Origin of the sequence: Nocardia speluncae NBRC 108251 (assembly GCF_001613245.1) — a bacterium.
Taxonomy (GTDB): Bacteria; Actinomycetota; Actinomycetes; order Mycobacteriales; family Mycobacteriaceae; genus Nocardia; species Nocardia speluncae.
Window position 1 is genome coordinate 97,103 of the sequence record NZ_BDBZ01000041.1, and the last position, 8,919, is coordinate 106,021.

8 protein-coding genes and 1 pseudogene are annotated in these 8,919 nt (G+C 68.6%); 5 read left to right on the forward strand and 4 right to left on the reverse strand.

The annotated features are described in order from the left end of the window. Positions 1-80: 80 nt before the first annotated feature. Positions 81-1,268: an alanine racemase gene (locus tag NS6_RS30580; RefSeq protein ID WP_084471556.1), complete on the reverse strand. Its 1,188-nt coding sequence runs from the start codon at positions 1,266-1,268 to the stop codon at positions 81-83. Positions 1,269-1,306: 38 nt separating this feature from the next. Continuing rightward, positions 1,307-1,753: a TetR family transcriptional regulator gene (locus NS6_RS30585; protein WP_068049294.1), complete on the reverse strand. Its 447-nt coding sequence runs from the start codon at positions 1,751-1,753 to the stop codon at positions 1,307-1,309. Positions 1,754-2,153: 400 nt separating this feature from the next. Here NS6_RS30585 and NS6_RS30590 point away from each other — a divergent pair, with 400 nt between their 5' ends. After that, positions 2,154-2,912, forward strand: coding sequence for a tyrosine-protein phosphatase (locus NS6_RS30590; protein WP_068049296.1), 759 nt, complete (start codon positions 2,154-2,156; stop codon positions 2,910-2,912). Between the two features lie 14 nt (positions 2,913-2,926). Here NS6_RS30590 and NS6_RS30595 read toward each other — a convergent pair whose 3' ends face one another. Further along, entirely contained in the window at positions 2,927-4,360 is a 1,434-nt protein-coding gene (locus NS6_RS30595) for a class I adenylate-forming enzyme family protein (protein WP_084471557.1), read from the reverse strand. A 129-nt stretch (positions 4,361-4,489) separates the two neighbouring features. Then, the gene (locus NS6_RS30600; protein WP_068049298.1) at positions 4,490-5,284 is read right to left on the reverse strand and encodes an enoyl-CoA hydratase/isomerase family protein; all 795 of its coding nucleotides are present in this window, start codon (positions 5,282-5,284) and stop codon (positions 4,490-4,492) included. A gap of 112 nt (positions 5,285-5,396) precedes the next feature. On the opposite strand from NS6_RS30600, the gene NS6_RS30605 reads away from it, so the two are divergent. From NS6_RS30605 to NS6_RS30620, 4 genes and pseudogenes are all read left to right on the forward strand, one after another. Beyond that, positions 5,397-6,416, forward strand: a complete 1,020-nt coding sequence (locus NS6_RS30605) for a glutathione S-transferase family protein (RefSeq protein WP_068049300.1) — start codon at positions 5,397-5,399, stop codon at positions 6,414-6,416. A gap of 158 nt (positions 6,417-6,574) precedes the next feature. Next, positions 6,575-7,216 (forward strand): annotated as a pseudogene (locus NS6_RS30610) (hypothetical protein); the annotation flags it as partial. Positions 7,217-7,401: 185 nt separating this feature from the next. Continuing rightward, positions 7,402-8,346, forward strand: coding sequence for an ATP-binding cassette domain-containing protein (locus NS6_RS30615; RefSeq protein WP_068049302.1), 945 nt, complete (start codon positions 7,402-7,404; stop codon positions 8,344-8,346). Next, on the forward strand, positions 8,343-8,919 hold a 577-nt coding region (locus NS6_RS30620; RefSeq protein ID WP_068049303.1), incomplete at its 3' end, for an ABC transporter permease. The genes NS6_RS30615 and NS6_RS30620, both read left to right, overlap by 4 nt.

The window sequence follows — 8,919 nt, forward strand, 5'->3', positions numbered from 1 at the left end:
CGGGCCCACTGAATTCCTTTCGGAAATCGCCCGAAATATGGATCATAAATATTTCGCGGTCGACCGGACTTCTCCAGAACTCACCCGAAGCATTTACTTTCACCGCGATAGGTCGGCACCTCGGTGCGGGATCCGTCACCGTCGACCAGATACAGCCGATCGAACCGTTCACACAGCTCACCGGCCTTGGCATGGCGGAACCACACCCGGTCCCCGATTTCCGGTACGGCCGATCCCGACAGCGGCGTCTGCACTTCCCCGGCGCCCTCGGTGCCGAGCAACCGCAATTCCTTGGGCCACACCGGTTCCGGCACTCGACTCGCCCCGGCCGGACCGGAGGCGATATACCCGCCGCCGAAAACCGTAGCGATATCGGACGCAGGCCGGCGCAGTACCGGCAGCGCGAAATACAGTGCGGGACACGGACGGAACGAACGATAGGCGTCGAACAGCGTCGGCACGTAGAGCCCCGAGCCGGCGGTGATCTCGGTGACCCCCGCTGCCCGCGCACTGAGCTCCACGGATCCGGTGCCGCCACTGTTGACGATCTCCAACTCGCCGGTCACCGAGACCACGGCCGCCAGCACGGCGGCCCGGCGGCGTTCGATCTCGCGAGCGGAGGCCTTCTTCACCAGTCGCACGGCGAGCGAGGAATCCGGCAGCCCGGCGATCTGCGCCTCGTAGGTCATCAGTCCGACCACCCGGAACCCGGCCGCACCGGCCCGCGCGGCGAGGGCTGCGGCCTGCTCGGGCGTGCGTACCGGCGACCGGCGAACCCCCAGGTGCAGCGGGCCGATCCGCAGTGAGGCGTCGATATCCAGGCAGACGCGCGGTTCGGCGCGGTTGTTGCCCATCGCGGTGCGGATCAGGTCGAGCTGGGCGGTGTCGTCGACCATCAGGGTGATCGCTTCGAGCGCGGCCCGGTCGCCGGCGAGCTCGGCGAGCGCCGCACGATCGGCGGTGGGATAGCCGAGCAGAACGTCGCGGGCACCGCAGCGGACCAGCCACAGTGCCTCGGCAAGCGAGTACGACATGATCCCGGCGAACCCGCCGGCGGCCGTCAGCTCCGGCCCCAGGACCTCCGCGAGTACGGCCCGGCAGCGAACAGATTTGCTGGCCACGCGCAGCGGCCTGCCGCCGGCACGGCGGACCAGGTCGGCGGCGTTCGCGCGCAACACGGTGAGGTCCACCACGGCCAGCGGCGGATCGAGGTCGGCGGTGGCCGCGTGCAGGTGGGCGATCGGCGAGGTCGTGCTCACCCCGACCACTCAACCACCGGACTGGTCATACGTCCAGCTTTTCGGGATCAAGCGTCGACAGCGCGGGTGAGCAGATTCGACACCAGATCGTCGAAGGCCACCAGAATTGCCTCGTCGTCGCAATCGGCCAGCCAGCGCAGCACCGACCCCTGAACCAGGGTGATCACATACCCGGCCACCGAATCGACCGGCTCGATCCAGCGGGTGCCGGAGCGCCGCGCGCACAGTTCGAGCCATTCCACAACGTGCTGCTGCTGCGTACGCTGCCGCTCCGATACCACCGGGTCGGGGACGTAGTCCGCACGCGAATCCCAATGCCGGCACAACGTCTGCACAGTCTTCTCGTAGGCGTGGATCTGCTGGACCGGCCGGGCCTTCACCAGCGGCCAATAGGCACTGAAACCCGCATGCAGTAACACTCGCAACGCCCGCAACCCGGTGATATCCAGCACCGCGTCGGCGTTTTCGACCGCTTCACGCACGGCCGATCGCATGCGACCCTCCGCTATTTCTCCACGTACGCCCAACGCAAGCTCCCTCACAAAACACATCGCACACTTCGGCACCGAGAACCGGCGCCGAAGTGGCCGGTCGGATCGGCAGGCGCAAGGTCGGGAAGTTACCGCCCAACCAATCCGTCAACTCAATATTAGAAACGTTTTCGGGGTTTGAGAACAGCTACTGCGGGAAAACCCGTACTCGAAGCCTGTTTTGTGACCCCTCCGCAACCGCGGCTTTTCACAACCGGCCCCTGGGGCTCTCGGTACCGGCACCGGCCTGCTGCCCTCCGGGCAGAGACCATCGGCCAGTCTACGACGACACCGCGGCGTGGCCCGACTACTGTGCCTCATCACACACTGCTCCCATTTCTGTCCGGCCGGTTAGCCTGAATCGGTGACCAGCTCTCCCCTCGCCGACCATCTACGGATCAGCGGCACCTTCAATTTCCGAGACCTCGGCGGCCTGCCCGTCCACGGCGGCGGAACCATCCGGCCCGGGGTCCTACTCCGGTCTGCCCAGCTCAGCCGCCTCGGCGACCCCGGCCATACGACCCTGCGCGAACTGGGCGTCGGCGCGGTCCACGATCTGCGCGGGTACCGGGAGATCGAGCGCGCCGGCGCCGATCACCTCCCGCCGGAGATCCAGCTCCGGATCACCCCGTTCCACGGTGAAACCGCCACCGCCCCACCGCACGAGGCAGCGGCCGGCCGAGAGGACGCGCCCGGCGCCGCACTGGCCTACATGATGGACGTGTACCGGGGTTTTCCGGCCAGTCCCGAGGCCAATGCCGCCCTCATGGCCCTCGCCGAGGCGATCGTTGCCGATCGTGGCGCCGTTCTGGTGCACTGCGCGGCGGGTAAAGATCGCACCGGATGGTCCGTGGCCACCCTCTTGCGGGCGGTGGGCGTTCCGGAGAGCGAGATCCTCACCGATTACCTGCTGAGCAACCACGCCGTCGCCGAACTGCGCTCCGCGCTGAAGGACGAATTCGGGGCCGACCTGCCGCAGGCGGTACTCGAGGTACGCGAGGAATACCTGCGCGCCGGCCTGGAAGCCGGCACGGAGCTGCACGGGGATTTCGACTCCTACCTGCGGGCGGTCGGGTTCACGGCGGATCTGCGCGACCGGTTGCGCGACCGGCTGGTCGCCTGAGGCCGAGCCCCGGCTCAGGCACTGCGCCGAACCAGCCCGTCACGGCCGATGCTCACCTGATCACCCGTGTGGAACCAGGTACCGGTGAACCGGTCGGCAGTGCGTTGCGGATCCTTCCAATACCGCCGGGACACATTCGGCCCGCGGCACAGCAGCTCGCCATGGCCGGACTGCGCCCGCGGCCCGCACAGCGCCAGCTCGGTGCCACCGAACGGAAAGCCCAGTACCGTGCCGTCCACACTCCCGACGGGACCGGCGGTGGGACCGAGCGCGAGACCGATACCGCTGGTCTCGGTGGCGCCCCATACCGACCACTGCCGGGCGGACGGGAAGACCTGGCACAGCTCCACCAGGAAGTCCGGCCCCTCACCGTCGGCGGCCTCGCGACCGACAGCGGAGATGCGCTGATCCGACCTGCTGATCCGGACCACCCGCTCGGTCGGCAGCCCACCGGCCCGGCCCACCGCGAGTTCGGGGAGCAGCCCGGCGAGGATACGGGTATTCGCGGCCACCGTATCGACGCCTTCGCCGGCGATGGCCCGGGCGACCCCCGCACCGCCCTGCGCCAGCACCACCGTGCCACCGACCGCGAAGGTCGGCAGCAGCTGATCCACACAGCCACCGGCGTGGGCCAGCGGCTGGAGTACCAGATTGCGCATACCGTCGGTGGGCAGGTCGAGCGCCGCCACCATCGACCTGATCGCCGAGAGCAGATTCTCGTTGGTCAGTTCGACGCCGGTAGGCAGCTCGTTCGCGCCGGCCCCGCCGGTGTAGCAGAGCAGCGCCAGATCGTTGAGGGCCGCCCCGTCGTCGATGAACGCCGCACCGTCCGGCAGATCGGGGGACCACGGTCCGTCGCCGCGGGTGGCACCACAGCCGCGCTGCGCCGAACCCAGGACGAAATCGGCATCGCTGCCGGCGATGACCTGTTCGACCGCCCCGTCCGGCAGGCCGTGATGCACCAGTACCGGCACCGCGCCGCTGAGCAGCGCGCCCAGGAACGCCTGCACCCAGCGCACACCCGGCGGCATATGCACCGCGACCCTGTCGCCGTAGCCGATCCCGTGCTCCTGCAAACCGCCGGCCACCCGTGAGGCCGAATGCCAGAGTTCCCGGTAGGTGAGCCGGCCACCACCGACCTCCACCACGGCCTCCCGATTGGCGAAGGCGTGGACCTGCAGATCGAGCAGTTCGGTCAGGGCCGGACTCAGATTGCCGTACCGCAGGATGCCGTCTGCCCCGCGGGAGAGCGGCGCCGCCGAAGCGGTATCGGCGAGCGGAAACTCCACCAGCGGGATCGCGGGAGGATCGGCCCGGCGGCGCGGGCCTTCGAAATCCCGGGGTGGCGATACCGCCGCCCGGTCGCCGGGCTCGGCCGATTGCCCGGTGGTCGTGCGGCGTAGTGGACCGGCGGCAGGCCCGATGGTCGTGGTGGTACCGGCTTGCATCGAACCTCCGCACAGTTGAACAGTCAGGCACCTGTGACTATATGACCCAGATCACAAAAATGGGTGCGGAGTCGGCGAATCCGACCGGATCGAGATGCGGAAGTCGTGTTCCGGCAGTTCCCCCGCGACTCAGCAGCCGCTGTAGGCGGCCTTACCCGGGCCGACCTCGAGAAAGCTGCGTACCGCGCGCGGTAGATCCTCTGTATCGAACAACTCGCCGGAGACCGCGGGTGTCACCGAATCCGCGTGCCCGACCCCACCCGAACGCCACGCCTCCACGATCCGCTTGGTGGCCGCGTGCGCACGCGTCGGTCCGTCGGCCAGCCGATGGGTGAGCGCCACCGCGGCGGTCTCCACATCGTCGTGGATCTGGTTGACCACGCCCCATTCCCGCATGGTGGCCGCGGTGTACAGATCGCCGGTCATCACCAGCTCCCGCGCCCTTCCCGATCCGGCCCGTTCGGCCAGCCGCTGCGGACCTCCCATCGAGGGGGTCAGCCCGACCACGATCTCCACCAGGCCGAACTTCGCCTTCGGCGCGGCCAGGATCAGGTCACACGCCAGCGCGATCTCGAACGCGGCGGTGAGCGTGAGCGCATGCGCCGCGAACACCACCGGGCAGGGCAGGGCCTCGATCGGATGGCCGATCCGGTCGAACAGGTCCTGCCACAGTTGCGTGCCCTGTTCGGCGGTCAGCCCGTCGAAACTGTGCACATCGACACCGCCGGAGACCACCTTCCCGTCGGCCCGGATCAGCAGGGCCCGCGGCGGCCGCGCGGTGAGTTCGGCCATGTCGGCGGCCAGCGCGTCGAACATGGCTCTGTCGAACAGGTTGAGCGGCGGTGCCGCCAATGTCAGCGTCGCGACCTCGGCGCCGCCCGTGGTGACCGAACGTTGCAGACGAGTGGGTTTGGTAGCGCTCATGCTGTGATTATCAGGTATGAGCGAGGACCTCCGTGGTTACGCTCCGCTACCCTTTCCGCGCCCGACTCGCTCATTCCGTCAGCTCATGGCACGGCCCTGCCAGACTGGGAACATGACCGAAACGGAACAGGGCAGCTACGTCGAACCGGGTGAATTCAAGCGCGATACCAACTACATCACCACCAGGATCACTGCCGACGGCCGCGACGGCTACCCGGCGGAGCCGGGCCGCTATCGGCTCGTCGCCGCCCGGGCCTGCCCATGGGCGAACCGGACCCTGATCGTGCGCCGCCTGCTCGGCCTGGAATCGGCCATCTCATTGGGCCTGTGCGGGCCCACTCACGACAAGCTGAGCTGGACCTTCGACCTGGACCCCGGCGGCATCGACCCGGTCCTGCGGATCCACCGGCTGCGCGACGCCTACCTGGCCCGATTCCCCGGCTACCCGCGTGGGATCACCGTGCCCGCGGTCGTGGACGTACTCACCGGGCAGGTCGTCACCAACGATTACGCGCAGATCACCCTCGATTTCTCGCTCGAATGGACCGCCTACCAGCGCGCCGGGGCACCAGAGCTCTACCCCGAACCGTTGCGTTCCGAGATCGACGAAGTCGACGCCCGGGTCTTCCGCGAAGTGAACAACGGGGTGTACCGCTGCGGGTTCGCCGGCGCCCAGGACGCCTACGACGCCGCCTACGACCGCCTGTTCACCGCGCTGGACTGGCTGAGCGACCGGCTGTCCGGACAGCGCTACCTGGTGGGTGACACGATCACCGAAGCCGATGTACGACTGTTCACCACCCTGGTCCGGTTCGACCCCGTGTACCACGGCCACTTCAAATGCAACCGGAGCAAACTCACCGAGATGCCGGTCCTGTGGGCCTACGCGCGGGACCTGTTCCAGACCCCCGGATTCGGTGACACGATCGACTTCACGCAGATCAAGGACCACTACTACCAGGTCCATACGGATATCAACCCGACGCAGATCGTGCCCAAGGGACCGGAACTGTCCAACTGGCTGTCCCCGCACCACCGCGAGACACTGGGCGGACGCCCCTTCGGCGACGGCACCCCACCCGGGCCGCCCGTCCCCGGCGAGGAGGTCCCCGCAGGACACGGCGCCCGGTAGACCACCCGCTTGTTCCGGAGTGGATCGAACGCACCGGTACCGGTGCGCATCGGAACCCGGAAGTCGGGTAATCCGTTGTCGGAACGAACGAAGGTCGGCCCGGTGCCATACAGTGCATAGGGCTCGCAAAGGAGGATGACGACGTGCGTAACGGGGCAGTGGAAAAAGCCGTGATCGAGGCGCTCGACCACGGTTCCCGGCTACAAGCACCCGCCGTCGCCAAATACGTTGCGCGACTGCGGCGGGCACATCCGGACGAATCGCCCGCCCAGATCGTCGAACGCCTGGAACGCCAGTATCTGCTGGCGGTCACGGGCAGCGGTAGTGCGGTCGGTGCCTCGGCCGCGGTCCCGGGTGTCGGCACGATCGCCGCGCTCGCCGCGGTGAGCGCCGAGACCACCTTCTTCATGGAGGCCTCGGCGCTGTTCACGCTCGCAGTGGCCGCCGTACACGGAGTCCGGCCCGAGGACACCCCGCAGCGCCGCGCCATGGTGCTGGCCGTGGTCCTGGGTGACAGCGGTATGGAGATCGTGCAGAAAAGCGTCGGGACCTCGGCCAAGAATTGGGGCACCGTTTTCGCCGACAAGATTCCGGGCCTGTCCGGTATGAACGATTCGCTGATCAAACGGTTCATCGTGCGGTTCCTCACCAAACGCGCCGCGCTGATGGCCGGCAAGGTGGTGCCCGCCGGTATCGGCGCCGTGATCGGCGGTTTCGGTAACCGGGCGCTCGGCAAGGCCACGATCAACAACGCCCGCAAGGCATTCGGACCGGCACCGCACTATTTCGCCGACGAGATGGTGCTCGACGCCGAACTCACGTCTACCACCGAGCAGCCGGAAAAGGCTGCGGTACAGCAGGATTCACAGTTACCCCCGGCGACGAACACTCCTCTCGCCCCGCCGGAAGATGCGCAGCGGCAGCCGCCGCAGGGAGCACCGGCATCGCTGCCGGCCGATCCCCGGCAACCGCCGGCCGGCCCCCGATGAGGCCCGCGATCACAGTCCGGGGCCTGACCAAACGCTTCCCGGACTTCACGATCGGCGCACAGGACGTGTCCTTCGATATCGCGCCGGGTACCTGCGCCGCGCTGGTCGGCCCCCCGGGCTCCGGGAAATCGACGATCGTCGCGGCCCTGCTGGGCCTGCTCCCACTCACCACGGGGTCGGTGACGCTGAGCGGTGGGCGCGGTAGTTCCGCGGTGGGCGCCGTCCTCGCGCCCCGCGGACTGCATCCCCGCCGCACCGTTCGTGACCACCTGCGGGTGTACGCCGCCGCCGGCGGGCATCCCGATCGCCGGGTGGCGGCCGTTCTGGATATCACCGGTCTCACCGAGCGCGCCGGCATCGTCCCCGACGAGCTGACGCCCGGAGAAGAGGCCCGTGCGGCCCTGGCGACCGCGCTGCTCGGTGATCCTCCACTGCTGATCCTCGACGACCCCACCGCCGGTATGCAGCTCACCGAGATCTCGTGGCTGCAGGGTTTCCTGCGGCGGCACACCCGCCGCGGCGGGACCGTGTTGTTCACCACGCAGAGCCTGGTCACAGCGTTGCCGGTCGCCGACCACCTGGTGGTGCTCGGTGCCACCGCAACAGTCGCCTACCAGGGCAGCCCGGCACGGTTGCGGCGGCGCAATCCCGACCGGCTGGTGGTCGCGTCCTCGTCGTCGATCGCGATCGCCACGGCACTGGCCGCCCGCGGCTTCACCGACGCCGTGATCCGGCCGGACGATCAACTCGCCGTGGCCGGCGCGACCGAGGGCGATATCGTCGAGGCCGCCCGGGCCGCGGAGGTCCGGCTGGCCGCGATCGTGGCCGACCGGATCCACCCCGACCGCGTTCTGGCGTCGCTGACCCATGCCGCCGCATCCCGGCCGGCCGGTCCGGGTATGCCGCCATCCACCGCTCTGCCGTACGGGGTGTCCCGATGATCGACGTCGTACCCGCGGAACTGATTCCGCCTGTGCTCTCCGAATACCGCAAGGCCGTCACGCTGCGCTACACCCGCGTCCTCGCCGGACTGGCCGTGGCGGTCGCCATCGCGGCACCGGCCATGAGCGCCATCCTGGCCGGTCCACAGGACCCGAAGGGCGAACCGGTGACGGGTACCGCGACCATCGGGCTCTATCTGGCGCTGTTCACCGTCGTGCTGGTGTCCGCGGCGTTCGGCGCCGCGGGTGCGGCCGGGGAACATCAGCACGACACCCTCATGATCACTGCCCTGTTCACCGTGGATCGCGATAAGCTGGCCGGCGCGAAATTCCTGGTCACCGGTCTCGCGGCATGTGCCGCCGCACTGGCAGTCGAGATCGTGGCCGTGCTCTGCCTGCTGTTGTTCGGGCGGGACAAATTCGAGTTCACCGGTTCGCTGTTCGCGGTTCTCGGCGGCGGCCTGATCGCCGCCGTCTGCTGGGCGTTGATCGGCACCGGGATCGGGTTGCTGGCGCGGGCGCCGCTACTCGCGGTCGGCACTGTTCTCGGGTGGTTGCTGCTCGTCGAACCCC